The 25,254-nt window shown below is 36.5% G+C and carries 32 protein-coding genes and 1 pseudogene; 25 read left to right on the top strand and 8 right to left on the bottom strand.

What is annotated here, in order from left to right; all coding sequences use genetic code 11:
* The first annotated feature begins 12 nt into the window (after positions 1-12).
* The 6 genes from ctaD (at position 13) to M3175_RS06220 (ending at position 5,634) form a co-directional block, all read left to right on the top strand.
* Positions 13-1,881 carry a cytochrome c oxidase subunit I gene (gene ctaD, locus M3175_RS06245; protein WP_251515962.1) on the top strand — a complete coding sequence of 623 codons (1,869 nt, stop codon included), beginning with the start codon at positions 13-15 and terminating at the stop codon, positions 1,879-1,881.
* Positions 1,881-2,510 carry a cytochrome (ubi)quinol oxidase subunit III gene (locus M3175_RS06240; protein WP_251515961.1) on the top strand — a complete coding sequence of 210 codons (630 nt, stop codon included), beginning with the start codon at positions 1,881-1,883 and terminating at the stop codon, positions 2,508-2,510. The genes ctaD and M3175_RS06240 overlap by 1 nt, the downstream gene beginning before the upstream one ends.
* A gap of 4 nt (positions 2,511-2,514) precedes the next feature.
* Positions 2,515-2,850, top strand: a complete 336-nt coding sequence (gene ctaF / locus M3175_RS06235; protein ID WP_251515960.1) for a cytochrome c oxidase subunit IVB — start codon at positions 2,515-2,517, stop codon at positions 2,848-2,850.
* A 132-nt stretch (positions 2,851-2,982) separates the two neighbouring features.
* Positions 2,983-3,888: a cytochrome c oxidase assembly factor CtaG gene (ctaG, locus tag M3175_RS06230; RefSeq protein ID WP_251515959.1), complete on the top strand. Its 906-nt coding sequence runs from the start codon at positions 2,983-2,985 to the stop codon at positions 3,886-3,888.
* Between the two features lie 25 nt (positions 3,889-3,913).
* Complete coding sequence (locus tag M3175_RS06225) at positions 3,914-4,381, top strand: DUF420 domain-containing protein (RefSeq protein WP_251515958.1); 468 nt, start codon at positions 3,914-3,916, stop codon at positions 4,379-4,381.
* Positions 4,382-4,461: 80 nt separating this feature from the next.
* On the top strand, positions 4,462-5,634 hold the full coding sequence (locus M3175_RS06220; RefSeq protein WP_251515957.1) for a GNAT family N-acetyltransferase: 1,173 nt from the start codon (positions 4,462-4,464) through the stop codon (positions 5,632-5,634).
* 47 nt (positions 5,635-5,681) lie between these two features.
* On the opposite strand, the gene ytvI is transcribed toward M3175_RS06220, so the two are convergent.
* Entirely contained in the window at positions 5,682-6,761 is a 1,080-nt protein-coding gene (ytvI, locus tag M3175_RS06215; protein WP_371321661.1) for a sporulation integral membrane protein YtvI, read from the bottom strand.
* 135 nt (positions 6,762-6,896) lie between these two features.
* Between ytvI and M3175_RS06210 the strand changes: the two genes are divergently transcribed.
* Positions 6,897-7,232, top strand: a complete 336-nt coding sequence (locus tag M3175_RS06210; protein WP_251515953.1) for a hypothetical protein — start codon at positions 6,897-6,899, stop codon at positions 7,230-7,232.
* 28 nt (positions 7,233-7,260) lie between these two features.
* Here M3175_RS06210 and M3175_RS06205 read toward each other — a convergent pair whose 3' ends face one another.
* Positions 7,261-7,620: a YugN family protein gene (locus tag M3175_RS06205; protein ID WP_251515951.1), complete on the bottom strand. Its 360-nt coding sequence runs from the start codon at positions 7,618-7,620 to the stop codon at positions 7,261-7,263.
* A 218-nt stretch (positions 7,621-7,838) separates the two neighbouring features.
* Here M3175_RS06205 and M3175_RS06200 point away from each other — a divergent pair, with 218 nt between their 5' ends.
* Together M3175_RS06200 and M3175_RS06195 are read left to right on the top strand one after the other, a co-directional pair.
* Positions 7,839-8,270, top strand: coding sequence for a CBS domain-containing protein (locus tag M3175_RS06200; protein ID WP_251515949.1), 432 nt, complete (start codon positions 7,839-7,841; stop codon positions 8,268-8,270).
* Between the two features lie 193 nt (positions 8,271-8,463).
* The gene (locus M3175_RS06195) at positions 8,464-9,501 is read left to right on the top strand and encodes a CAP domain-containing protein (RefSeq protein WP_251515947.1); all 1,038 of its coding nucleotides are present in this window, start codon (positions 8,464-8,466) and stop codon (positions 9,499-9,501) included.
* 27 nt (positions 9,502-9,528) lie between these two features.
* Here the strand turns inward: M3175_RS06195 and M3175_RS06190 are convergent, their stop codons facing one another.
* Both M3175_RS06190 and M3175_RS06185 read right to left on the bottom strand, forming a co-directional pair.
* Positions 9,529-9,888 carry a hypothetical protein gene (locus tag M3175_RS06190; RefSeq protein ID WP_251515945.1) on the bottom strand — a complete coding sequence of 120 codons (360 nt, stop codon included), beginning with the start codon at positions 9,886-9,888 and terminating at the stop codon, positions 9,529-9,531.
* 11 nt (positions 9,889-9,899) lie between these two features.
* Positions 9,900-10,385 (bottom strand): PaaI family thioesterase, encoded by a 486-nt coding sequence (locus M3175_RS06185; protein WP_251515943.1) that lies wholly within the window; start codon positions 10,383-10,385, stop codon positions 9,900-9,902.
* 118 nt (positions 10,386-10,503) lie between these two features.
* Between M3175_RS06185 and M3175_RS06180 the strand changes: the two genes are divergently transcribed.
* The 5 genes from M3175_RS06180 (at position 10,504) to M3175_RS06160 (ending at position 12,580) form a co-directional block, all read left to right on the top strand.
* Complete coding sequence (locus tag M3175_RS06180; RefSeq protein WP_251515941.1) at positions 10,504-10,935, top strand: YlbD family protein; 432 nt, start codon at positions 10,504-10,506, stop codon at positions 10,933-10,935.
* Positions 10,936-10,949: 14 nt separating this feature from the next.
* Positions 10,950-11,189: a YlbE-like family protein gene (locus M3175_RS06175; RefSeq protein ID WP_251515939.1), complete on the top strand. Its 240-nt coding sequence runs from the start codon at positions 10,950-10,952 to the stop codon at positions 11,187-11,189.
* Between the two features lie 107 nt (positions 11,190-11,296).
* Positions 11,297-11,710, top strand: coding sequence for a hypothetical protein (locus tag M3175_RS06170; RefSeq protein ID WP_251515937.1), 414 nt, complete (start codon positions 11,297-11,299; stop codon positions 11,708-11,710).
* Positions 11,711-11,770: 60 nt separating this feature from the next.
* Positions 11,771-12,208, top strand: coding sequence for a YlbF/YmcA family competence regulator (locus M3175_RS06165; protein ID WP_251516287.1), 438 nt, complete (start codon positions 11,771-11,773; stop codon positions 12,206-12,208).
* Positions 12,209-12,304: 96 nt separating this feature from the next.
* On the top strand, positions 12,305-12,580 hold the full coding sequence (locus tag M3175_RS06160; RefSeq protein ID WP_119707429.1) for a YlbG family protein: 276 nt from the start codon (positions 12,305-12,307) through the stop codon (positions 12,578-12,580).
* A 30-nt stretch (positions 12,581-12,610) separates the two neighbouring features.
* Here the strand turns inward: M3175_RS06160 and M3175_RS06155 are convergent.
* Positions 12,611-13,000: pseudogene (locus M3175_RS06155) on the bottom strand (DUF7147 family protein).
* 156 nt (positions 13,001-13,156) lie between these two features.
* Here M3175_RS06155 and M3175_RS06150 point away from each other — a divergent pair.
* The 3 genes from M3175_RS06150 (at position 13,157) to coaD (ending at position 15,938) form a co-directional block, all read left to right on the top strand.
* Positions 13,157-14,584, top strand: a complete 1,428-nt coding sequence (locus M3175_RS06150; RefSeq protein WP_251515935.1) for a stalk domain-containing protein — start codon at positions 13,157-13,159, stop codon at positions 14,582-14,584.
* A 291-nt stretch (positions 14,585-14,875) separates the two neighbouring features.
* Positions 14,876-15,439: a 16S rRNA (guanine(966)-N(2))-methyltransferase RsmD gene (gene rsmD, locus M3175_RS06145; RefSeq protein ID WP_251515933.1), complete on the top strand. Its 564-nt coding sequence runs from the start codon at positions 14,876-14,878 to the stop codon at positions 15,437-15,439.
* Positions 15,440-15,452: 13 nt separating this feature from the next.
* The gene (gene coaD, locus M3175_RS06140; RefSeq protein WP_251515931.1) at positions 15,453-15,938 is read left to right on the top strand and encodes a pantetheine-phosphate adenylyltransferase; all 486 of its coding nucleotides are present in this window, start codon (positions 15,453-15,455) and stop codon (positions 15,936-15,938) included.
* Positions 15,939-15,975: 37 nt separating this feature from the next.
* Here the strand turns inward: coaD and spoVV are convergent, their stop codons facing one another.
* The gene (gene spoVV / locus M3175_RS06135) at positions 15,976-17,190 is read right to left on the bottom strand and encodes a dipicolinic acid transporter SpoVV (RefSeq protein ID WP_251515929.1); all 1,215 of its coding nucleotides are present in this window, start codon (positions 17,188-17,190) and stop codon (positions 15,976-15,978) included.
* Positions 17,191-17,400: 210 nt separating this feature from the next.
* Here spoVV and M3175_RS06130 point away from each other — a divergent pair, with 210 nt between their 5' ends.
* Together M3175_RS06130 and M3175_RS06125 are read left to right on the top strand one after the other, a co-directional pair.
* Positions 17,401-18,183 carry a patatin-like phospholipase family protein gene (locus M3175_RS06130; protein ID WP_251515927.1) on the top strand — a complete coding sequence of 261 codons (783 nt, stop codon included), beginning with the start codon at positions 17,401-17,403 and terminating at the stop codon, positions 18,181-18,183.
* 6 nt (positions 18,184-18,189) lie between these two features.
* The gene (locus M3175_RS06125; RefSeq protein WP_251515924.1) at positions 18,190-19,218 is read left to right on the top strand and encodes a SepM family pheromone-processing serine protease; all 1,029 of its coding nucleotides are present in this window, start codon (positions 18,190-18,192) and stop codon (positions 19,216-19,218) included.
* Positions 19,219-19,227: 9 nt separating this feature from the next.
* Here the strand turns inward: M3175_RS06125 and M3175_RS06120 are convergent, their stop codons facing one another.
* On the bottom strand, positions 19,228-20,454 hold the full coding sequence (locus M3175_RS06120; protein ID WP_251515921.1) for a nucleotidyltransferase: 1,227 nt from the start codon (positions 20,452-20,454) through the stop codon (positions 19,228-19,230).
* A 164-nt stretch (positions 20,455-20,618) separates the two neighbouring features.
* Here M3175_RS06120 and M3175_RS06115 point away from each other — a divergent pair, with 164 nt between their 5' ends.
* The 4 genes from M3175_RS06115 to M3175_RS06100 all read left to right on the top strand — a co-directional run bounded on the left by M3175_RS06115 (position 20,619) and on the right by M3175_RS06100 (position 22,935).
* Entirely contained in the window at positions 20,619-21,143 is a 525-nt protein-coding gene (locus M3175_RS06115) for a YceD family protein (RefSeq protein ID WP_160545690.1), read from the top strand.
* A gap of 84 nt (positions 21,144-21,227) precedes the next feature.
* Positions 21,228-21,401 carry a 50S ribosomal protein L32 gene (gene rpmF / locus M3175_RS06110; protein WP_023615018.1) on the top strand — a complete coding sequence of 58 codons (174 nt, stop codon included), beginning with the start codon at positions 21,228-21,230 and terminating at the stop codon, positions 21,399-21,401.
* A gap of 87 nt (positions 21,402-21,488) precedes the next feature.
* Positions 21,489-22,256 (top strand): enoyl-CoA hydratase/isomerase family protein, encoded by a 768-nt coding sequence (locus M3175_RS06105; protein ID WP_251515918.1) that lies wholly within the window; start codon positions 21,489-21,491, stop codon positions 22,254-22,256.
* 100 nt (positions 22,257-22,356) lie between these two features.
* Complete coding sequence (locus tag M3175_RS06100; RefSeq protein ID WP_251515915.1) at positions 22,357-22,935, top strand: RsfA family transcriptional regulator; 579 nt, start codon at positions 22,357-22,359, stop codon at positions 22,933-22,935.
* Positions 22,936-22,975: 40 nt separating this feature from the next.
* On the opposite strand, the gene M3175_RS06095 is transcribed toward M3175_RS06100, so the two are convergent.
* Complete coding sequence (locus tag M3175_RS06095) at positions 22,976-23,440, bottom strand: N-acetyltransferase (RefSeq protein ID WP_251515912.1); 465 nt, start codon at positions 23,438-23,440, stop codon at positions 22,976-22,978.
* Between the two features lie 248 nt (positions 23,441-23,688).
* Here M3175_RS06095 and M3175_RS06090 point away from each other — a divergent pair, with 248 nt between their 5' ends.
* Positions 23,689-25,023, top strand: coding sequence for an acetyl-CoA carboxylase biotin carboxylase subunit (locus M3175_RS06090; RefSeq protein WP_251515910.1), 1,335 nt, complete (start codon positions 23,689-23,691; stop codon positions 25,021-25,023).
* Between the two features lie 15 nt (positions 25,024-25,038).
* On the top strand, positions 25,039-25,251 hold the full coding sequence (locus tag M3175_RS06085; RefSeq protein WP_251515908.1) for an acetyl-CoA carboxylase biotin carboxyl carrier protein subunit: 213 nt from the start codon (positions 25,039-25,041) through the stop codon (positions 25,249-25,251).
* Positions 25,252-25,254 lie beyond the last annotated feature (3 nt).

The raw sequence follows: 25,254 nt of genomic DNA, 5'->3' as shown, positions 1-25,254 counted from the left end.
GGAGGTAGAATTGTGAGTACCTATGCTCAAAAAAAGGGGTTCGGAGCGACTGTATGGGATTACTTAACTACAGTAGACCATAAGAAGATCGCTATCCTTTACTTAATTGCTGGTGGACTATTCTTTGTTTTAGGTGGTCTTGAAGCAATGTTTATTCGTATCCAGCTTGCAGTACCAAACAATGATTTTGTAAGCGCTGGATTATATAACGAAATTCTAACCATGCATGGAACTACAATGATTTTCTTAGCAGCCATGCCACTGTTATTTGGTTTTATGAATGCTATTATGCCACTACAAATCGGAGCACGTGACGTTGCGTTTCCATTTGTAAATGCACTTGGTTTTTGGTTATTCTTTTTTGGTGGTATTTTCTTAAACCTATCATGGTTTTTAGGAGGGGCACCAGATGCTGGTTGGACTTCATATGCATCTCTATCGATGGCATCTGAAGGACACGGGATTGATTTCTATGCACTAGGATTACAAATTTCTGGTGCAGGGACGTTAATGGGGGGGATTAACTTCCTAGTAACGATTATCAATATGCGTGCACCTGGGATGACTTACATGAGAATGCCATTGTTTACATGGTCTACGTTCGTGGCATCAGCACTTATTCTATTTGCATTTCCTCCACTTACTGTGGGACTATTCTTGCTGATTTTTGACCGTATGTTCGGTTCAAATTTCTTTGATGTTGCGAATGGTGGAAATACAGTCATTTGGGAGCATTTATTCTGGATCTTCGGACATCCAGAGGTTTATATTTTAGTCTTACCGGCTTTCGGTATTTTCTCGGAAATTTTTGCTACTTTTTCGAGAAAACGTCTGTTTGGTTACTCATCGATGGTGTTCGCTACTGTTCTTATTGGATTCTTAGGATTCATGGTATGGGCTCACCATATGTTCACAACTGGATTAGGTCCAATTGCTAATGCAATCTTTGCTGTTGCAACAATGGCAATTGCGGTTCCTACTGGTATTAAAATCTTTAACTGGCTCTTCACGATGTGGGGAGGAAGTATCAAGTTTACTACACCGATGCTATATGCTGTGGCATTTATTCCATCGTTCGTAGGTGGTGGGGTAACTGGTGTTATGCTTGCTTCTGCAGCAGCAGATTACCAATACCATGATTCATATTTCGTAGTTGCTCATTTCCACTATGTTATCGTTGGTGGAGTTGTATTTGGTCTATTAGCAGCAACACATTTCTATTGGCCAAAAATGTTTGGAACCATGTTAAATGAAACATTAGGGAAAATCACTTTCTGGTTATTCTTAATTGGATTCCACTTAACATTCTTTATCCAGCATTTCCTAGGATTAATGGGGATGCCAAGACGTATTTTCACATTCTTACCTAACCAAGGCTTGGATGCTGGGAACTTAATTAGTACGATTGGTGCATTCTTTATGGCGATTGCTACATTAATTCTGTTAATTAACATTGTGATCACAAGCGTGAAAAATCAAAAGGTTGGAAATGATCCTTGGGAAGATGGGCGTACACTTGAGTGGGCAATTCCATCACCACCACCTTTCTACAACTTTAAGCAACTTCCGCTTGTTCGTGGATTAGATCCACTATGGATTGAAAAAATGGAAGGCAAAAAGGGTATGACACCGGCTGAACCGCTTGGGGACATTCATATGCCAAACAATTCATTTAATCCTTTTATGATTTCACTTGGATTATTTGTGGCCGCATTTGGTGCACTCTATCGTGAAGATTATAATTGGGGTGTATTGGTTCTTATCGTAGGGATGGGTATTACTCTATTATCAATGTTCGTTCGTTCTGTTAAAGATGACCATGGCTTCCATATTCACAAGGAAGATTTATTAAACGATGATGATAAGGGGGGGAAGGCATAATGCATGTAGAAGATAAGTTTACTGCTGAAACATGGCCTGCCGCACCTGAAAAGCAAACCCTTGAAGGAAAAAATAAATTTTTAGGTTTTTGGTTATTTCTAGGTGGAGAGACTGTTCTCTTTGCATCACTTTTTGCTACTTACTTAGCATTAAAGGATAAGGTTCCGAATGCTGAACACGCACTAGCAAAGGATCTTTTCGAATTGCCAATTGTATTTGTGGCAACGATGTTACTTTTAACTAGTTCGTTAACAAGTGTATATGCAATGTACCATATGAAAAACTTCAATTTCAAAAAGATGCAGCTATGGTTAGGTTTAACAGTGCTTCTAGGATTTGCGTTCTTGCTTCTTGAAATTTACGAGTTCAATCACTATGTACATGAGTATCATCATACATTTACAAGTAGTGCATTTGGATCTGCATTTTATACACTTGTTGGATTCCACGGTGGTCACGTTGCTTTCGGGCTTTTATGGATTGTTACTTTAATGGTGAGAAATGCAAAGCGTGGGTTAGATTTATATAATGCTCCAAAGTTCTATGTGGCAAGTCTTTACTGGCACTTTATTGACGTGGTGTGGGTATTTATCTTCACGGTAGTATATTTAATGGGAATGGTGGGATAAACTGATGGCAAGTGAACAAACACATTCAGGTAACCCTAGAGTAGACATTGAATATCGTAAAAAGAAAAGTGCAGAGGAAATGCGCTATCAAATCGTATCATTTTCTATGATGATCTTTTTGACTTTAGTAGCATTTATTGCTGTAGGCTATGGTGACTTTTCGGCATGGTTTATCGTTCCTTTCATTCTTTTGCTAGCTGTCGTGCAAGTAGTCTTTCAATTATATTACTTCATGCATATGAGTCATAAGGGACATGAAGCGCCAGCGCTTTTCCTATATTCAGGTTTATTAGTTGGGTTAATAACAATATTAGCTTTTATGACCATTATTTGGTGGTAAATGAGTGAATGAAAATCGGCCTCTTGAGCCGATTTTCTTTTTGCACTAAATATAGGAAAACCTCATTCATTGTAGTATTCATAACAAATCAGGTATAATATAACTGACTTAAAAATAACGAGGTGATCGTCATTGTCGCTTGATATATTTGGCTTTAGGGCTTTATGGAGTCCCATCTTCCTGATTCTTTTACTTGTGATATTAGCTAGCTATTTTCTCGTAACTACAAAATATCGAACTCTATTTCAACAATCTGAAGCATTAACGAGAAAACAATGGATTAGCTTTGCTTCTGCTATTTTACTCTTGTATGTGGTGAAGGGATCTCCCATAGATTTGCTAGGACATATTATGTTTTATGTTCATATGATTCAGATGGCCATTCTATACTTAGTGATTCCTATTCTGTTTATTTACGGAATTCCTCCATGGGTTTGGAGATCTGTACTATCTAGACCAATCATTAAACCATTGTTTGCATTTTTTACAAAACCTTTAATTGCACTTATTCTTTTTAATGGAGTGTTCTCTTTTTATCACGTTCCTAATATTTTTGATATTGTAAAAACAGATATGTGGTTGCACGCGATCTATACTTCTGTATTATTTTTATTAGCTATTTGCATGTGGTGGCCACTAGTGAACGAGTTAGAAGAGTATGAAACATTAAACGGGTTAAAAAAAGTAGGTTATATTTTTGCAGATGGAATTTTGTTAACTCCAGCATGTGCATTAATTATCTTTGCAGATACACCAATGTATTCTACTTTTTCTGATCCCAATGCATGGGCAAGTGCTCTTGAATTATGCGTTCCATCAACCACACTTGCTTCTTTAAATTTAAGCGGTCCAGAAATGTTTAATTCGATGTCGCTTCTTGAGGATCAGCAAACGGGCGGAGTGTTAATGAAGGTTATCCAAGAGGTTGTGTACGGAGTGATCTTAGCACGGGTGTTCTTTAGTTGGTTTAGAAAGGAACAAACAATTGATGAGTTACCTACAAGTCAAACTAGCTTTCAACCTGAGCCCACTAAATAAATTAAGTTATTAAGAGGAGAAACAAATGGAGTTCACATTACCGATTTTACCTACAATTAGTACTACCTTTATTGTACTAAGTGGTCTAACTGTTGCCATTGGATGGTGGCAAATCAAGCAACGTAAAATACAGGCCCATCAAAAAACGATGTTTTTAGCTGCTATATTTGCTATTATCTTCTTTATCATCTATGCTAGCCGAACTATTTTTATTGGAAATACTGCGTTTGGTGGACCAGATGATATAAAGATTTACTATACAATCTTTTTGATCTTTCATATTACGTTGGCTACGGTTGGAGCTGTATTAGGGATTATTTCTTTATATACTGGCTATAAAAAGCAGTTAGAAAAGCATCGAAAACTTGGACCAATCACAAGCATTGTGTGGTTTTTTACAGCTATTACAGGAGTAGCAGTTTACCTGTTGTTATATGTTTTTTACCACGGAGGAGAAACTACCTCAGTGATTAAAGCAATTTTAGGGTTCTAATGAATCAGAAAGCGCTACAAGTAATTGTGGCGCTTTTTTTTGAATAAAATATACAGATGTTGTGATAAGGGGTGGGAATGATGGAAGTAGTTGTGTTAACAGAAAAAGATTATGAAGAAGCCATGAAATTGTCAATGTATGCTTTTCAATACAAGGTAAACGAGGAAGATATACCTAAAAGAAAACAAATGTTAAAATCACACAATATTCTTGCAGTCAAAGATGAACAAAAGCTTGTTGCTAAATTACATATTATCCCATTTGTGGTTTATATAAACGATAAAAAGTTTCAAATGGGAGGCATTGCTGGAGTTTCCACGTATCCAGAATATCGTCGGCATGGCTATGTGAAACAACTCATAACTGACGCCTTAAAATATATGAATCAGAAACAGCAATACCTGTCCTTTCTTCACCCTTTTGATGTTCACTTTTACCGTAGATTTGGTTGGGAGACTTTTGCAGATAACAAAATGGTAACGATTGAGAAAAAAGATCTGGTAATGTTGCCTTCATACCAAGGCAAAGTTTTAAGGGACATTCCGCAGAAAGAAAAAGAACAAATCGAAAGAGTATATGATTCTTATGCGGCATCTCATAGTGGGATGCTTGTTCGTACAAAAGAATGGTGGAACGATCATGTATACAGTGAGGATCATATGGCTGCGTATGTGAACGACGATGGAGAGTACGAGGGTTATATCGTATATTCAGTGAAAAATAAAGAGTTGGAAGTCATTGAAACTATTACTAATAGCCATCAGGCAGCGATTGGTCTGTGGAATTTTATCTGTCAGCATGACTCTATGGTAGACAAGGTTGTAATTAACACTTCGACTCATGACTCCTTTCCATATTACCTAAAACAACCAAAACAAAAGACCGAAGTTCATCCATACTTTATGGCTAGAATTGTTAATGTAGAAGAGTTTCTAAAATCCTACTCTTTTCAGTCAACTGGTGAGAAGGTATTTATTCATGTGAGTGATGAATACTGTAGATGGAATATCGGTTCGTATCTACTTGGAGATGATTCAATAACTGCTTACAAAGAGAAAGACGGAAGTGTTTGTGCTCATCCACCTAAGGTAGGGCTACAAATGGGCATAGGAACATTGTCTACACTTTTGTTAGGATACAAAACATCTGAAGAATTATATCACCTTGGAGAAATTATAGGAAGCTTAGAAGATATAAAAAAGCTAGAAAGGAAAATTCCAAAATTACGTCCATTTTTTCCTGATTACTTTTAATAATTTTTAAAAACGCAGACTTCATTAATAGGAAGTCTGCGTTTTTTTTAAATTTTAAAATTCAGTTTAATTATTCCGGCTTCTTTTGCCGAATTAAATGCAATTAACAGTAAAGGGCCAATAATAAACCCTAGTATTCCGAGCAACTTCAGGCCAAGGTACATTGCTATTAGAGTTGATAAAGGTGAGAGGCCGATATGTGTTCCCATCACTTTTGGTTCGACTGTTCGACGAATAATTAACAAAATAACTGCTAAAACAGCAAGTTTTGTACCTAATACTACATCACCGGTAATGAAATGAAATAAAGCCCATGGAGCCATGATTACAATAGAACCGATGATTGGGATAAAATCAATAATCCAAATGATTGTTGCCATTAATAATGCTACTTTTGGAGTGATAATGAAAAGGCCGATTAATGTAACTAAAAAAATGATTACAGAAACAAGAAATTGAGCTTTAACAAACCCTATTACAACAAAGGATAGACGAGAGGTCATAAAATGAACTTTATCAGCTGTTTTCTCTGTTAAATGACTGTATAAAGAAATTTTTAACCTTGGTAAATCTAGTAGGAAAAGAAATAAAGCAATCAGATAAACTAAAAAACTAACAAGATAGCTAGGGATATTTGTAAGTAATGACCGGACATTATCGATGTTGACGTAAGCTACTAAATCATTTTTCGTTTGGTTGAGAAAAGTTTGTACTTGGCTGCTAATTCCATCTACTATTTCCTTTGGTAATTCTTTTGCTGCTGATGTTAATTTTTCTTCTGTATCTAACCAAGCTCGATTTATTTCATTTATTAATTGCGGTGCGTATTCAACTACTTGAATGGCTTCTGTTATAACCTTTGTAACAATGAAGTAGCCGGTAAAGCCAACAAAGAGTAAAAAGCCTAAAAATACAATTAAGACAGATACTTTCTGATTAAGTTTGGTACGATTTTGTATCATTCGTACGAGCGGTTCAAGAAATAAAGCAGTTATAAATGCTGTGATCAAAGGTATAGAAACAGGCAGGATAAGATATAACAAAAGGGCTGTTATACAGAGGCCTAAAATAATTAAAAAATAACGTTTCTTAAAAAAGCTTAGTAACAAAAGATGTTCTCCTTCCATAAATAAAAAAATATTTGTTAATTTCGGAACACTTAAATTATAGTATGCATTTAATAAAATAACCAATGAAAATAATAAAAATATGAAGTTATATTTTGAGGTGTTTATTAGACGAGCCTAAAAGGAGGGATTATGTTGGTAAGTATGTTTGAGCAAAACGAAAGCGATCGAGCCGTTCACAACATTATTTCAGCAATAGTCGAGTCTAATATAATGGAAAGCGATAACTATGTCCTTCTCAATAAAAGAGGATCTATCATTGATCGCATTCAAGGACAATTCCATCCGACAAAAAATCAAACGTACGAAGTGATACTGAAAGAAAGCGTTGTTGGCATCATTTTAAGATTAAATGCCATTAATTATAGAGGAATTATTGAAAAAATAGAAAATTTACAAGCTGCCATTCAAGAGGAAGTGTACTTGTTGACGGGGTATAAAGTAAGTTATATTCATGTGAAACTTAGTTGAAAATAAAAAAGACGCAAAAAGCGTCTTTTTATTTAGCGAATTTTTCTACTTCAACTTTTACTTCATTAAGAAGCTTTTCGCATTGACTGACAAGTCCTTTTGGAAAGGCTTCACCTTCACCATATTCTACTCCATGTGGATAATAATGCTTACCTAATAGAGGTGTCATTAATTGAACGGTTGCTTTGTGTGCTCCTACATCACCTTCTACAGCATATCCGAACACACGAAGGTAGAAAGTTCCTTCTTTTAGGATAAACTTGCGGTCATATGTTACTCTTTCATAGTCCCATTGTCCCTCACGAACTAATCCATGATCAAGCATAACTTCGTCCAAACGATTTAAATCGGCTTTTACGTTCTCAAGACCTACATTTTCAAACTTCATTATTTTCCCTCCTACAAAACACGATACCCGTCTACTTAAAACTGAACTCTTCACTATGTAATGATAACTTCTTCATGTTTAATAATAGTAGAAATTATAGGAAGTTGCAATGAGAACGTTCACAAAAATCAGATATGTTTTCCTCATGTACAATGCTGGAATAGTTGACCAAACAAAAGGGAACAATAGAATTGACGATATTTTTAGGAGGGCTCAGGATGAAGACCATAAATGAGTTAATGACTAGGGAAGTCGAATGCTGTACGCTTCTGGATAATGTGTACGAGGTTGCACTTAAAATGAAAGAGCTAAACGTAGGTGCGATTCCAATTGTTGATGATGATAAGTTAATCGGAATGATTACAGATCGTGATATTGTCGTTAGAGGAGTTGCTGAAAAACATCCTGGTTCGACAAAAGTAGAAGATATCATGAGTAAGCAAATCATAACAGTATCACCTGAAACTACTGCTAGAGACGCGGCTGAATTAATGGCCAAGCACCAAATTCGACGTCTTCCTGTCACAGAAGGAAAAAAACTAGTAGGAATCGTTGCTCTTGGGGATTTGGCTGTTGAGAAAATAACAGATTATCAAGCCGGTAAAGCCCTATCTGACATTTCCGAACATACATCTTCTGACATGCATTAATGAAGGCACCTTTTGGTGTCTTTATTTATTTATGTACAGAGCCTGGTAGGGTATAATAAAATAAATAACTACCATAACAACCTATTATATTTACTATGAAATACTATACTATTTTTTTAATGCTTGCATACAATGATAGAAAGAATGATAGAGAGGAGGATGGCCTCTGAGAAGTTTAGGAAGAATATTAATATTGATAACTGCCATATTAGGAATTGTATTTTATTTTAATATTCAAAATGGTGATGAGGATATACTCCTAGAAGACGGGACGCAAAAGAGAGAAAGTAACCAGGACTTATCGAATAATACGAGCGATGAAGGAACAAATTCTGAAAGACCCACGGAGGGAGTTACAACATATATCGGAATGTCTATAGAAAACTTGGTGGAAAACTTAGGTCAACCTAACAGAGTAGATCAGACTTATTATGGGTTTGATTGGTGGATCTATAATGCTGATCCTGCTAATTATACTCAGATTGGTGTGAAAGACGGGAAGGTAGTAACCGTTTATGCGATCGGTTCAGAAGTGGATATAAGCCCCTTCAAGATTGGACAACATGTAGATGAAATTTTTTCTTCAAGTTATGTTGAAACAGAAATAGGGTTAGATTATGAAGGAAGTTCCTATCAATTTGAGCTATCAGAGTCAGATCTCAATACAAGACCATTGTTGAAAATGGGGGACATTTTCGTTCAACTGTATATTGATAAATTTACCGCAACATTATCTAGTTTTAGGGTAATGGATGCAGAAACTTTATTGAAATTAAGACCTTATGAATTGGTTTATTTTGGTGAATTACAAGAAATTGAACCTGATGAGATGGCACCAGATGAAAAAGTCGAGGATGCAAATGAAAAGCAAATATATGATATTACGAATATTATGAGAATGAGATTTGGTCTTACTAACTTAAAATGGGATGAGAAAACGGCAATTGTAGCTTATGGACATAGTAAGGATATGGAAGAGAGCAATACTTTTTCGCATACATCTGAAAAGTTCGGGGAGCTTTCTGATCGCTTAGAGGCCGGGGAAGTATTTTATCAGGTAGCTGGAGAGAATATTGCTGCAAACTATGCTGATGCTCCAGCTGTTATGGAAGGTTGGTTAAATAGTAAAGGTCACCGGGAAAGCTTATTGAACGAAGAATTTACACATATCGGCGTAGGTGTATATAAAAAATACTACACACAAAACTTTATCCAAGCATGGGAAGAATGACGAAAAGGAGCTGAGTGCTCCTTTTTATTATTGAAGTATTTCATACCTACCAAAACGAAAATGGTCTTCCTTCCAATTACCGTACACACGCACTTCATCACCAAGCTGAAAATCATTTGTAAGAATTATCCCTTTTACCATTGGAGTGATTTTTGAAACAATTGTTGTTGTCTGGTTATTTATAAGTGTGAGTTCGACAATATGTACATATCGATGATAATAAAAACGTTCTTTTCTTATTTTTATCTGGTTAATCTTTCCTGTTACAATCGCTTCCTCATATACCTGCTCTAGTGCTAACCATTGCTCAGTATGAGATTGTAACTCTCGCTTTGAAATAATATAAAAGTAAATAATAATGATAGGTATTACAATGGCAGTTACCAAATGGGTTCACCCTATATTCTTTTTTCAATGACAAGGAAACTCCCTGTCCCAATAGCTATCTTAACTCCATCTGAACGATGAATCTCTGCGGACAATACGAGGGTTTTTGAGCCTTTATGTTCCATCTTCGCTCTACAGACCATATGTTCTCCAATTCCAGCGGCAATATAATTTATATTCAACTGGGTAGTAACGGCACCATAGCCATTTGGAACAAGTGAATTGGCTAATACACCCATTGCTGTATCAAGCAAAGTCGCAGTAATTCCTCCATGAACAATGTTCAACGTATTATATAAAAGAGGAGAAATGGGTATGGTTATTTCACAGTCATTATCCGTTATTTTACGTTCCATTTGCAAAAGACTAGAGATAAACGTGGTGTTATTTCCAGATTTCCAAAGTTGATAACCTTTTAGAAGCTGTTCGAGCAGTTCTAAGTCCTGCTCGGTCGAATGAAGAGTAATGTCTTGGATTTGCTTTTGAATATTCTCCATGATATCCCTCACTTTTCCTTTCCTATCCTTTCCATTTTATCATGAAATCTGTGGTGCACATATTTTTCTTTTTCTCATATCGTATTATAGGCATTCGTTTATATTGAGGTGAAATGTAATGGCCAAAAAGCAACTGCATCCTTCTGTGCAAAAGTTTAAGGAGTATGTTCGTGTCCACCCTGAACTCATTAAGCAGGTTAGAAGCGGGACAAATACGTGGCAAGAGTTATATGAGGAATGGTATTTATTCGGTGAGGATGATTCTAAAGAAAGTGGAAATGTTGAAGAAAGTAACCACTCAACGGAAGCTTCAAAGGAAGAATCATCTCCTAAAGAAGAATCATCTAAAAAGGATTGGATGTCGACCGTACTAGGTGCTGTGAAAAATATGGATCCAAACCAGCTTCAACATCATATCGTGAGTATTAGTTCTGCCTTAGGTGCGATTCAAGGTGTCATTTCCTCCCTACAAGGAGGGAGTAGCGTCCAAAATCCGCCTAAAAAAAATGTAAGCCCACCATCACATCCGTTTCAATTTAGACAAGACTAGAAGGGGGCTCTTGGATGCGAGAAGAAATTAATGAGTATTTACGTATGCAACCACAATTAAAAAAGTTTTTAAGGGAACAGCCCATTTGGTACAGAAAACTCGGAAGAAATCCACATGATATACAAAGCTTTGAAATATCAGCTTTACACCATTATAAAAAGACTATCCCCCACCGTGTGGAGCAATTTAATCATAGTGTACAAATGGCGAATATGATGATGAGTATGTTTCAAGCCATGAATAGTAACCAATAAGGGGCCTTCACTTGACGAGAGTATGGAGGCTTTTTGGTTGGTTTTTTGACTAATCTTGCTGATAATTGCACAAAATAAGTAAAATTGTGTGATTGGGGGCAGCCAAATTGGTAAGGAAAATGGTATTCGTTTTTCTGATTGGACTTATGTTAAATGCATGTCATAAAGATATCCCAGATCCTGAAGTGAAAAAAGAAATTTCTATTGTACCTATGCACACTGTAAGAGCAGAAAATGATGTGGTAGTGTTAGGAATGAAATCAGAACATTCATTTACAGTTCAGCACCATGTGAAGGAAAATAATGTTTATGTTGAGTGCTATATTCCTAATATTTCATTTACAAATCGTAATACGAACTTAATTGTCTCAGTAGATGGGAAACAAAAAAAAGTAGTAACAACAGCTGCCTTTATTATTAAAGGGCTTTCAAAAGGCTCCCATCAAATTCAATTACAAGTCGTTGAAAAGAACCAAAAAAGAGAAGATATGATAAAAGATTTTGAAGTTCTCATAAGGTAGGATGTAAAAAGTTCATTTCTTCGTACATTCATGGTAAAATATGAATCGGAGGTGAGCGGATTGCTTGCTACATCAGAAAGTATGGAAATTCTAGAGTATGCGGAAGAACTAGCTACAATGGTGCTCGAGTCAACTGTCGTTGAGGCTTATTATATATGCTTGAATAATGTAAAAAAAGATAAAGAAACACAAAAGAAAATTAAAGCGTTTATTCAAATGAAGGATCGTTATGAAGAGGTTGAACGCTTTGGTAGATATCATCCTGATTATAAAACCGTCATGATGGAAATCCGTAACTTGAAAAGAGAAGTCGATCTCGACCTTAATGTAGCTGAATTCAAAAAAGCGGAGAACGATCTACAGTCACTTCTTGATGAAATAAGTGTACTCATTGGCCGGTCAGTATCTGACTTTATCAAGGTTCCAACCGGAAATCCGTTCTTTGAATCAAGTTGTGGTGGAGGCTGCAGCACAGGCGGAAGCTGTGGTTGCTCATAAACTAACTGTAAGCATAGGATTATTCCTATGCTTTTTTTATACACACGTATGTGTTAGAATAAAAAGACAATTGTGTAATGAAAAAGGAGTAAAGCGATGCTAGGTCAACGTCAAGGAATTATTGTATGGCTATTTTCTCTTAAGCAAGCGAAAATGCTTCGCAAATTTGGGAATGTTCATTATGTATCAAAAAGATTGAAGTACGTGGTCTTATATTGCAACCAAGATGAAACTGAAACAATCATGGAAAAAATAAAAAGCTACTCCTTTGTCAAAAAAGTCGAGCCATCCTTTAAACCATTCTTAAAGGTTGAATATGAAAATTCGAGGCCAGATAAAGCAAAGGAATACGACTATAAAATGGGAATTTAAAAGATCAGGAGGGATACCCTTCCTGATCTTTTATTGTAATGGAGCGATATAATGATTTAAACGTAAGATACCTATTACATATTGATAGAATAATTCCTTTTCCGAAAAAGCCGTTGAAGGTTTTACATCAAATTGAATGATTTCTTTCCCGTATTCAAAAGCTTACTTTTCGAATAACTCAAACCGCTTGTTTTTTGTCACATGCGGATTCGGAATTCCTTCACGACACACATAAAGTGGTTGGAAGTTTCCAGGATCAGTGGGTTTTAAAACGATGATTAATGAAGTTACAGACCTGTTATTTTTTTCTGTATGTAACGCCATGAAATGCATGAGTCGATGTTTATTTGCTTTGGCAATTTCTAGCAACTCATAGATGTCTGAATAGCCCTCTCCTAATTCAATAAACCTTTGGATCAAGTAAAATGACCTCCTTTTTAGTTATTTTGTACTCGCAGAATGGTGTCGAACTAAGTCAAATTTCGTAAATTTTTCAAAAAATCTGTGTGACGTTATTTCTCCTATCTGCTATTGTAATGGTAAGAGATTTAAGAGATTTTAACAAGGGGAATAGATATGTGGAAGATACCGTTCACATTTTTTATCATATTATCAGCTGTCATATGTGGTTTGTTATTTTGGCAATGGGATGCCTATTCAAAGGAAATGGATCAGCCTGTTGACAGGGAGCTTGCGAGTCAAAAGATTTCTATTCATACAGAATCAGACAAGTTAGTAATCACACAAAAGCTTAGTGGTCTTACAGGAAAAAAGGAAATACCTTTTGCTCTTCCTAGTGGGGTGACTATCTGGCAATGTCTTCTTGAAGATGGAAGAAAGTGTGAAAAACAGGAAGAAAGTGTAACATCAATAAAACCCGATAATAAAGGAAATATTCAAATACAATTTACATTACCGATAAAACCTAACGAAAAAGCTTTTCTTTTCAATCAGTGGTTAGCTTCGTTTTCAAACGTAGATGTGACAGATACAAAGGTCGAGCTTACTGATTCAACGAAAAGAAATGGAACATGGGCAATGGGTATTCCCTTAATAGGAAACAAAAAGCTTGATCTTATTGATTATTATGTATTTGAGGGCCAATTGGCTAATCCTTCTCTTTATTGGCAGGCGGATTCTTTAGTGCAAGAAGAAGTGGACAGTAAGCTTATGATTTACTCTGAGCAAGAGGGGAATCTTGGTCAAACTTTTACCTCCATACAGCAGATCTCTAACAGATCCCACTTGACAGTGGTAATAACCAACCAGCTACAAGAGGGCAATGGCAACGGAATAATTATTACTCGTCCAGACATAAAGCCAGAAATGTTAGAAAAGAAACTGCTTTACTCATTATTAAAATTAAAGTTTGACAATCTTCCGATAGAACAAAGCTGGTTAGTGGATCTTCATGTGTCATTGTTATTAAACAGTCAAAGTCAAATTTCTAAGAGTAATCAAGTGATCCAAGAATTAAAATTGAAGCTGACTGAAGAGGAACTTGAGAGCTATCTCCAAACATTTTTGTCAGAAGGAAATGTTTATACTCCTCAAAAGTTAGATGAAATTCTGGTAAAGGTAATGGGGAAACCAACTATGTTCTTTGAAGATAATAAAAATGAAGATTCGAATTTGGTTCCTTTATATTTCTTAGAAAAGAGAAATATATCTTTAAAGGGCAAAATTCAGAAAGACCTCCACATTATTTATATGGGTGATCAAAAGCTTTTCCCATTTGTCGAGACGTTATCATCCCTCGGTTTTCAAGTAAAGGTTCTTTCAGATAATGAGACCTTATTGCTTACAAAGGGACTAAATAGTTATCGCTTTTACGTTAACCAAAATATATTTATTTATAATGAAGAAGACTATGGACTGTTAGAAAATCCACTGACGAAACTAAATGAGACCATTTATATTAATTATCAATGGTTAACCTCACTGTTTAACATACAAATTGATGAGGATGAAAATACGGTCTATCTGAAAGAATCTACGGAATAAAAAAGAAAACCCTGCAGAAAATTTTCTGCAGGGTCCTTCTATATCCTACTGGATAGAAGGCAAAGGGAGAGGAGAAACCGGAGGAAGAACTTATGGGGAAACGTAAGTCTTCTCCGCGGTTGGCAACAACATCTCGAATAGATGTTGTTAATTACATTATTTCCACTCCTTGAATGGATATACACGAAAAATCGATATTTTCTTTATAAGTTACAACTATTGGCTTCATAAGGACATTATGTTAGGATAAGAAGGAAATTTACATGAAAATGAATTGATAGTGGTGAGACAATGAGGGTTGTATCTGGTGAATATAAAGGGAAAGCATTGAAAGCGGTTCCTGGGAACTCAACAAGACCGACTACAGATAAAGTGAAAGAATCGATTTTTAATATTATTGGACCTTATTTCAGTGGCGGAATAGGACTGGATTTGTTTGCTGGTAGCGGTGGACTTGGGATTGAAGCGCTAAGTCGTGGAGTAGAAAAAGTAATCTTTGTCGATCGTGATGGAAAGGCAATTGCTACAATTAAGGAGAACCTGCAAACATGTGGGTTGTTAGATCACTCAGAGGTATATAGAAACGATTCTGATCGAGCTTTAAAAGCAATAATGAAAAGGGAGATCAGGTTTGACTATATTTTTCTAGATCCTCCATATAAAAAACAACAACTTGAACACTTGCTTGAAACCATACAAAATGAAAACCTCCTTACGAATAATGGAATTGTTGTTTGTGAGCATTCAAAGGATGTTGTCCTTCCTGTTGAGGTTGGACGTTTGAAGCAAATGAAATTCGAGAATTATGGAATTATTTCCATTTCAATTTATGTTCTTAAATCGGAAGAAGAATAGGGAGTGACATCTTATGGCAAGTATTGCTGTTTGTCCAGGAAGTTTTGACCCGATTACATATGGCCATCTAGATATTATTACACGAGGGGCAAAAGTATTTGACGAGGTTTTTGTAGTAGTATTAAGTAATTCATCAAAAAAACCTTTATTTTCAGTTGAAGAACGTACAGAAATGATCCGAGAAGTAACAAAACACTTACCGAATGTTAAGGTCGACTCGTTTCAGGGGTTGCTTGTGGACTATGCAAGCTCAGTAGGAGCAAGTGCCATTATTCGTGGATTAAGAGCTGTTTCAGACTTTGAGTATGAAATGCAAATCACTAGTATGAATAGAGTATTAAATGACCAAATCGAGACATTTTTTATCATGACGAATAGTCAGTATTCTTTCTTAAGCTCAAGTATTGTAAAAGAAGTAGCAAAATACAAAGGAAATATTTCTGAATTGGTGCCACCTCTTGTAGAAAAAGCTCTATTAGAAAAGAACACAGTCAAGTAAATACATAAAAAAAACGAGCACCTTGAGGTGCTCGTTTTCATTTTACATTCAATCTTCTTGAATAAACCAAAATATAGATTACTAGAGAAACAATGGTCACGAGTGGACCGATTTGTGCTAGATAAGAATACGTGTTTAAAGCCCATGATCCTGTTTCTAGGACAGATACGGGGATGGCGTTCGAGGGTTGGTCACTTTTAGCTAATCCTTCGTATACGATTCCCCAAAGTAAATAGGCATAAATAGCAGCGAAAAACCCGTGCATAATACGAGCAATAAAAAAAGGCTTAAAAGCAATATCGGTTTGAGAGGTGATACTTGCTACCTGTGCCTGTACACTAAATCCGCTAAAGGCAAGAATAAAACTAGTAATGACAGCTTGTTGCATAAGGGTAGCTTCTTGAACTTGACTCGTCAGCTGACTTCCCAAGGTAATCTCAAACAATCCAGAAATATAGGGAATGCTTAACACATCGGGTAGATGTAAGCTAACAAGGATAAACTCAACAAACTGACCTAAGAATGCTGTGATGTGCAGATGGAACAGAAGCTTGTTTATCACTGAAAATAAAATGATAAATCCACCTATCATAAGTAATGTCTGTACGGAAGACATGACCGCATCTCCTAGCAGTCGTCCTAAAGGTCTCTGTTCTTTCAATCTTGTACGATGTAGTTCTCTTAATGCGAGAATAATAGAAAATTTCTGCTCTTTGGTACGTTTTTTCTCCTCTGTGTCATTTCCGTAAAACCTCATGATCAATCCCACGGAAATATTCCCAAGATAGTGAGCCAAAGCCAATAGAAAACCGAGTTTTGCATTTCCGAAAAAACCGATGGAAACAGCTCCAAATATAAAGAGCGGATTTGAGCAATTTGTAAATGAAACCAATCTTTCTGCTTCTACTTTAGTTAATTGTCCTTCCTGCCGTAATCTCGCAGTGAGTTTAGCTCCTGAAGGGTATCCCGATGCCATACCCATTGCCCAAACAAAGCCTCCAACACCAGGTACTTTAAATAGTGGACGCATAAGGGGTTCTAATAATACGCCAATAAACTTAACAACTCCAAAACCTATAAGCATTTCTGATACGATAAAGAAAGGAAGCAAAGAAGGAAAGACAATTTCCCACCACATATCTAAGCCGCGAATCGACGCATCAACAGATTCTTGTGGGAAAGCTATTAATGAAATAGCCATTAATGTGACAGATAGTGCTAATACAACGGTTTTCAGTCTGGATCGAAACACACCTATATCCTCCCTTGAAGGTGAACTTACTGTGCAAGTATGGAAAGAAGTGATAAAATATGAGAAAAGTGGGGACCCCTACATGGAAGGTTACAAAATAAGGATTTCTTTTATAGGTCTTGTCCTCATAAATCAATATACTCATACAAAATGAAAATAGACCATAAGATTAGAATATGTAACACAATCTTTTTAAAGGGGGAGGAGTACTTGTCTCGTCCGAAAATTGGATTAGCACTTGGGTCTGGTGGGGCAAGAGGCTTTGCCCATTTAGGTGTAATTAAAGTGTTACAAGCCGAAGGTATCCCAATTGATTTTGTTGCTGGAAGCAGTATGGGGGCACTAGTGGGCTGTTTTTATGGGGCAGGATTAGATGTAGAGAGGCTATACAAACTTTCAAAAGCATTTAAAAGAAAATATTATTTAGATTATACTGTACCAAAAATGGGCTTTGTTGCTGGAAAACGAGTAAAGGAGCTTATCCGGGTATTTACTCATGGGAAAAATATAGAAGAGTTAGACATTCCGGTTGCGGTAATCGCTACTGATTTAATGACTGGTGAAAAGGTTGTTTTCAAGGAGGGGCCCATAGCTGATGCAGTTCGAGCTAGCATCTCCATCCCTGGGATTTTTGTACCAGAGAAGCATAATGGACGCTTACTTGTAGACGGTGGTGTTGTTGACCGTATACCGGTCTCTGTCGTGGAAGAAATGGGTGCAGATATTATCGTTGCAGTTGATGTTAGTCCAGTAAAATCTACAGCAGAAATTACCACGATTTATGATGTGATTATGCAAAGTATAGACATTATGCAAATGGAACTCGTTTCAAATCGTGAAGTAAAGTCCGATGTCATGATTCGTCCTCCTGTACAGATGTTTAATTCTCGTGCATTTACAAATATCGAGGAGATTATCGCAATAGGGGAGGAAGAGGCTCTTAAAGCTGTACCAAAGATTAAAGAGCTGTTAAGTAATTGGAAGGGGTACTAGAATAAAATGAACAAAAAATGGATCGGGCGTATCTTATTATATATAATAGCCATTGCTTTACTAGTCGGCGCCTTTTTTTCACTACCATATTATATAACAAAGCCCGGAATGGCGAAGGAACTTGAACCCATTATTGAAGTGGAAGGTGGGTACGAGGAAGAAGGAAGCTTTATGCTCACTACGGTTGTCATGGGGCAAGCAAATATTTATACGTATATGATAGCAAAAATAAGTGAGTACCAAGAAATTTATCCTCTATCAGCCATTCGAGCGGAAGAAGAAACTGATGAGGAATATAAAGTAAGACAATTGCATTCTATGTCTACCTCTAAGCTTGCTGCAATTGAGGTAGCTTATAAAAAAGCGAAAAAACCGATCTCATTTGAATTTAAAGGTGTTTATGTACTAAGTGTTATGGATGGAATGCCTGCCATGGGGCAATTAGAGGCTGGTGATCGAATATTTCAAGTAGATGAACTTACGTTTCAATCATCAGAAGAATTTATCAACTATGTTAGTAAAAAACAAGCAGGCGATACAATTACTTTATATTTTGAACGTAATGAGAAAGAAGAAAAAGTTACTCTTCCATTAAAAGCATTTGAAGCAGATCAAACAAAGGTAGGAGTAGGAATTGGTTTAGTAGATGATAAAGAAATTATTGTAGATCCAGCGGTTACTGTTGAGACAAGTGATATTGGAGGACCTTCAGCTGGACTTATGTTCTCTCTTGAAATATATAACCAATTGGTAAAAGAGGATTTAACAAAAGGTTATAATATTGCAGGCACTGGTACAATCGATGCAAACGGTACGGTCGGACGTATTGGGGGCATTGAACAAAAGGTTATTGCTGCTGATAAGGCAAATGCAGAAATTTTCTTTGCGCCAAATGAGGATGGTGCTGCGGCCTCAAATTATTTAGCAGCCGTCCAAACAGCAAGAGATATTGATACGAATATGAAAATTGTACCGATTAATACATTTGAAGATGCAATCAAGTATTTAGAAGCATTAGAGAAAAAAGAAGAATAGCCGTCCGGGCTATTCTTCTTTTTTTGAAAGGAACATAGGTGCTTGGGTATATTCTAAGGATAGAGCGCTCTGACGATGGGCTTTCTCAAAACCCAGTGAATAGGTTTTAGCAGCCTTAATATCAAGTTCAATCTCTTTTCCGTTGTAGGAGGCAAGTCTTGAGACAATTGGCAGACTACTGTGCTTTTTCCACTTGTTTAAGTACTGCCTTCCCAAATCTGTCATACCGAGCAAGCGAAGATATCTTGATCGGTCGCTAAGGGCTCTCATTTGCTCTTTATTTGTATTGGTTAAAATATGTATGCAAAGCCGTTGCAAACGTGTCCATGTGTACCTTTTGGTTTTAAGCAAGGTCATAAACTCGGCAAATGAATTTGTTTTTTCAACCATTTGTATGATTCTATTTTCGATTCCTTCTTCTACTTCGTAAATTCTAGCGAGTTCACTTTTATCAGTAGTGAGTATACGATACTGAAGAAGTGGCCAAAAGTCTTCCCATTGAAGAAAATGGCCAAACTGTCTCTTAAAGTCCACAAGTTCTGTGTAGGTGGTGTTTGGGACATAAGTAGAAAGTTCATTTAATTGTCCGTCATTCGAAAAGATAGATTTACGAATGCTTGTCGCACTTGCAATATGGGTAGAGGATAATTCTGGATCATGATAACCTGCATTTTTTCTGGCTACGGTTAGCGGTGTTAAGTTTAGGTTTAACTCTTCAATTGCTCGAATATATTGAAAGCCAAGAATATTATTTGGTTTTGATAGATCCATCATCTGATTTGAAGGGCTAAGCTCTTGGAACGCAGAAGAAGTTGCCCTTGGGTAGCTCATTCCCTCATCCATATTCTTTTTAATTAAATGGTTATATGTTTCTTGATGTGTCTGAATAAAGCGTAGGGTAGAATAAAAGTCTTCTACTTGACCTGATTCACTACCAAAGCAGATGTAGTCACAACCTGCTGCAGCTAAAATGTCAATCGCCCCACGAGCAAAAATTTCTGCCTTTTGTGTTGCAAAAGCATAAGGCAGTTCGAAGACAATATCAACTCCCCCTAATAATGCCATCTTAGTTCGATGCCATTTTGATAAAAGAGCAGGTTCTCCTCGCTGTAAAAAAGGCCCGCTCATGACAGCAATAACCACATGAGCACCTGACAAAATTTTTGATTGCTCTACATGGTAGAAATGTCCGTTATGAAATGGGTTGTACTCAACTACTACTCCGACAGCCTTCATAAAAAACTCCTTGATTTTATTGTGAAAAATAAAGATAATAAGCAAATAATGTTTTTTTACGATTAAGAACGATGTTTAATGTCTACATTATAGTGTAAAGAAAAAATATTGACAAATAATTATATGAAAGCTATAATTACCTTTGTTGCCTTGAGGTGATTCGTATGAAATGGACATTAAGTCAGTTACAAAAATATCGAAGCAAGGACTTTCCTGTCGATGAAACAGTTAATATGGAAGAGATTATAAAGATTGATCCAACCATACGTCGCGTATCACCAATTCGTGTGACGGGACGAGCTGATATAGATTCGTCAAAAGTAACCTTTCATTTGAAAATAAAGGGTTATCTCGTGTTGCCTTGTTCTCGTACGTTAGTTGACGTGAATTTTCCAATTGATGTCGAAACAACAGAAACTTTCCTCTTAAAAGGACTCGATTATGAGCTGGAAGAGGAAGTTCATCAAGTAAAAGGTGAAGTGATTGATCTTTTACCGGTCATACAAGAAATCCTTTTGCTAGAAGTACCAATGCAAGTATTTTGTGAAGACTATACTGGGACGGATGGTGCTCCTCAATCGGGTAAAGATTGGGAAGTTATTCACGAACAGGAGAAGCAGGATAAGATTGATCCTCGTCTAGCGGGACTTGCGAAATTACTGGATCAAAATGATCCTTCTTCACAATGAATGTGAAGAAGACAAGAAACATTTGAGGCTCAAGGAAACTTGGACTTCATAACTTTCTTAATACTCTTTAAGGAGGTGGGAAGAATGGCTGTACCTTTTAGAAGAACATCTAAAACTGCGAAAAGAAAGCGTCGTACTCACTTTAAACTACAAGTACCTGGTATGGTAGCATGCCCAAACTGTGGTGAAATGAAACTTGCTCACCGTGTATGTAAAGCTTGTGGAACATACAAAGGAAAAGAAGTTGTAAACGACTAATTTGAATGGCGTAAGCGTCTTACTTAATAGTAAGGCGCTTTTTGCATTTTTGTATTTTTCACTCTTTTATCTGCAGGAGGGATTTTTTTGGCTTACGAGATTATAGAACTAAAAGAAGGCTTTTTACAATTTGTTATTAAACGACATGAAAGAAGAAATGCAGTGAATTTTGAAGTGATGGACGGTCTTCAAAAAGCTATTGATAAAGTTAAGAAATCCCACCATTTAGGACTGGTTATAACTGGTGAAGGAGACCAGGCGTTTTGTTCTGGTGGGGATTTGTCTGTTTTCCATGAATTAAAGACAGAGGAAGAAGCATACGACATGCTCTCAAGAATGGCAAATATTCTATTTGACTTATTTATGCTTCCAAAACCGACTATTGCTTTATTAAACGGAATAGCGATTGGTGGAGGTTGTGAAATAGCAACGGCGTGTGATTTCCGCTTTGCTCATTTCAATACTAGAGCTGGATTTGTACAAGGAAATCTAGCCATTACAACTGGATGGGGTGGGGGAACGATGCTCCTTGAGAGACTACCTTCTAGTCAAGCTCTATCAATGCTTATGAAAGCAAAAATTTACGATGCTCCAGAGTTAAAAGAAATGGGTTTTATTGATTATATGTATGAAGGCAGTCATTTAGAAGGCTTACGGGCAGGGCTAGAGACGATGCCATCCATTGAGATAGAAGTGCTTCAAGCCTATAAAGAAATCGTTCTTCGAAAAAGAGATCCTCTTAGATTAAAGGAGCAAGTGATAAGAGAAGTTCGTCAATGTTCCATTCTATGGGAAAAAGAAGCCCACCATGAGAAGGTGAACCTATTCATTAACAGAAAAAATAGTAATATATAAATATTTTTTACGAAATTGTTACGAAACCTCTTACATTATCAGTCTATCTTTCCTAGTAGAAGCATATGTATGAATAAAAAACACTAGGAGGGATTTGACAATGCCAACAAATCGTCAAGATGCATGGTCACAAGATGAAGATTTGCTACTTGCTGAAGTAGTTTTACGTAATATTAGAGAAGGTGGAACACAGCTGCAAGCATTTGAGGAAGTAGGAAAACAACTTTCAAGAACCGCTGCTGCTTGTGGATTCAGATGGAATTCATACGTACGTAAGCAATACAAATCTGGAATTGAAATAGCAAAAAAACAGAGAAAAGAACTAAAGAAGAATGCTATTGCCCCAAGTGAGCTTGAGGAGTTTGAAGAAAGTTCTTTAATTGAGCAACCTTTAGTGGAATCGCCGCAGACTCGCTCCTATCAAATAGAATTCAATGACCTTGTTGCTTTCTTAAAGGAACTGTACGATAAAGCAGATTCGAGTCAAAAGGAAGAGCATGATAACTATAAAAAGCACATCCAAGAATTGGAAAAACAGCTTTATTATTTAGCAGCAGAAAATGAGAAGCTTGAAAAGGAACTAAAGCTTATTGAACAAGATTATAAAGCGCTTATAGACATTATGGAGAGAGCTAGAAAGATGGTTGTTTTACACGAAGAGGATAGGCAAAAAAAATAAAAAATAAACAGAAAAAGCGGACAAATGTCCGCTTTTCTATTTATTCCTTTTCCAAATCGCTTGACCAGATTAATGGGTTTTCTCCAAAGTCGCGTCCGAGATCATATTCAACTGGTTGGAATCCCATATGAACCCAAAAATCTCTTGAATTTACTCTCGGGTTTGTCTTAATTGGAAGACCGATATTCTTCGCAAATGCTACTAAAGAAGAACCGTACCCTTTGTGCTGGTAATCTGGTAAAACCTCAAGTTTCCAAAGCTCTAAATAATCACATGGTGGTTCAAAGTAGCGATTGTATTTAGCGTCCACTTGATACAAGCTCATACGTGCTACAAGCTTATCTCCAAAATATATTCCGTAAAAAGGAGATTCACTATCGTTCTCTATAATATTTGCCTCTAAATCCTCTACCATCGATAGCTCTTGTAATCCATATTCCTTAAACTTTTTAAACTCTTCTAGCGTTTTATAATTTACTTTAAGTTTTTCAACTTTGTACCCCATATACCTTCCCCCTTGTCTTGTTGCAGTGAAATTCGTTTTTATTTTGTATAAGTTTATTTCCCCTTGAATAAACATGAATGGAATCTTCACTACTTCAAATGAACTAGAATTGCTTTAATTATATAACAAATTAACAAAAAATTCTGCTTAATATTTAGGAAAACGCTTTCAAAATTAGAAGGATATTGGCATGCTTATGAAGAAATGATTTTAGATGCTTCAAATGTCAATTAGAAAGGGGAACAAAGATGCAGAAGATTCTAATTGCTAATCGGGGAGAGATCGCTTCAAGAATAATAAAAACATGCAACAAAATGGGTATACAAACCATTGCTATTTATTCGGATGCAGACAAGGATTTACCATTTGTATCCGAGGCAACAACCTCTTTTCGAATCGGTGAAGCTCCTGTAGGAAAGTCATATATGAACCAAAAAGTCATTTTACAGATAGCTAAAAACGAGAAGGTCGACGCTGTTCATCCTGGCTATGGATTCTTATCTGAAAATGCTAGCTTTGCCGAAGAAATTAGTAAAGAGGGTATTATTTTTATTGGACCGAACCCCAAAACCATACAAATGATGGGAGATAAAATCCTTTCACGTGAAAAGATGTTGAAAGCAGGAATTCCTGTTGTACCTGGCAGTAATAAAGAACTTATGACAGAAGAAGAGGCAGTGGCAGCAGCCAATTCCATAGGTTATCCTGTGATCTTAAAAGCAAGCGGAGGTGGTGGTGGGATCGGAATGGTTCTGTGCGAGGATGAAAAAACTCTACTGAAAAACCTGGAAACTACCAAAAAAAGAGCTAAAACTTATTTCGCAAATGAGAAAGTATATGTTGAAAAGTACATACAATATGCGCGCCATATTGAAGTCCAGATTTTTGGTGACAAAGCAGGGAATATCGTTCATTTATTCGAAAGGGATTGTTCAATTCAGCGTCGTCATCAAAAGGTTGTAGAAGAATCACCTTCTCCATTTTTATCAGAGGGTGCTAAAGAGAAAATCCTTCAGGCGGCTGTCCGGGCAGCAAAAGCAGTTGGGTATGAGAATGCTGGAACAGTAGAATTTATCGTCGATGAGGAGGAGAATTTTTATTTCCTTGAGATGAATACAAGATTACAAGTTGAGCATCCGGTTACAGAAGCTATTACTGGCATGGACCTTGTAGAATGGCAAATTCTCGTGGCAAGGGGAGAAGCATTGCCGTATAAGCAGGAGGAGCTGGTATCAAAAGGGCATGCCATTGAATTTCGATTATATGCAGAAGACCCTGTGACCTTTATGCCCTCACCGGGTCATATTGAGGTATTAGACTGGGGGAAAGGTGATACAAGAGTGGACTTTGGATATAAAGCAGGTGTAGCGGTAACGCCTTTTTATGATCCAATGATCGCGAAATGTATTGTCCATGGGGAAAATAGAGATGAAGCAATTCAGAAAGCATCAGGTTTTTTTGACCATCTTCAACTAATAGGAATAAAAACGAATGCTCCATTATTTAAAAATATTTTAAACGACACTGACTTTAAAAGCGGAAAGTATTTTACTAATTATTTATCGGTAAAAAGATTTAACTAACAAGGGGGAATTTTTGTGTTGCAAATTACTTCTACAATGGCGGGGACAATTCTTCAAATTAACATATCAGTTGGTGATCAAGTAGAAAACAATCAAGAAATTGCTATCCTTGAATCAATGAAAATGGAAATTCCTGTGGAAAGTCAAGAAGCGGGAAAAGTGAAGGAAATAAAGGTTGCTGAGGGTGATTTTGTTAATGAAGGGGACGTCTTAATCATACTGGAATAAAGA

Source organism: Robertmurraya korlensis (genome assembly GCF_023715225.1).
In the GTDB taxonomy this organism is placed as follows: domain Bacteria; phylum Bacillota; class Bacilli; order Bacillales; family Cytobacillaceae; genus Robertmurraya_A.
The sequence above is the reverse complement of the archived record's forward strand: the minus strand, read 5'-3'. Positions and strand labels throughout refer to the sequence as shown.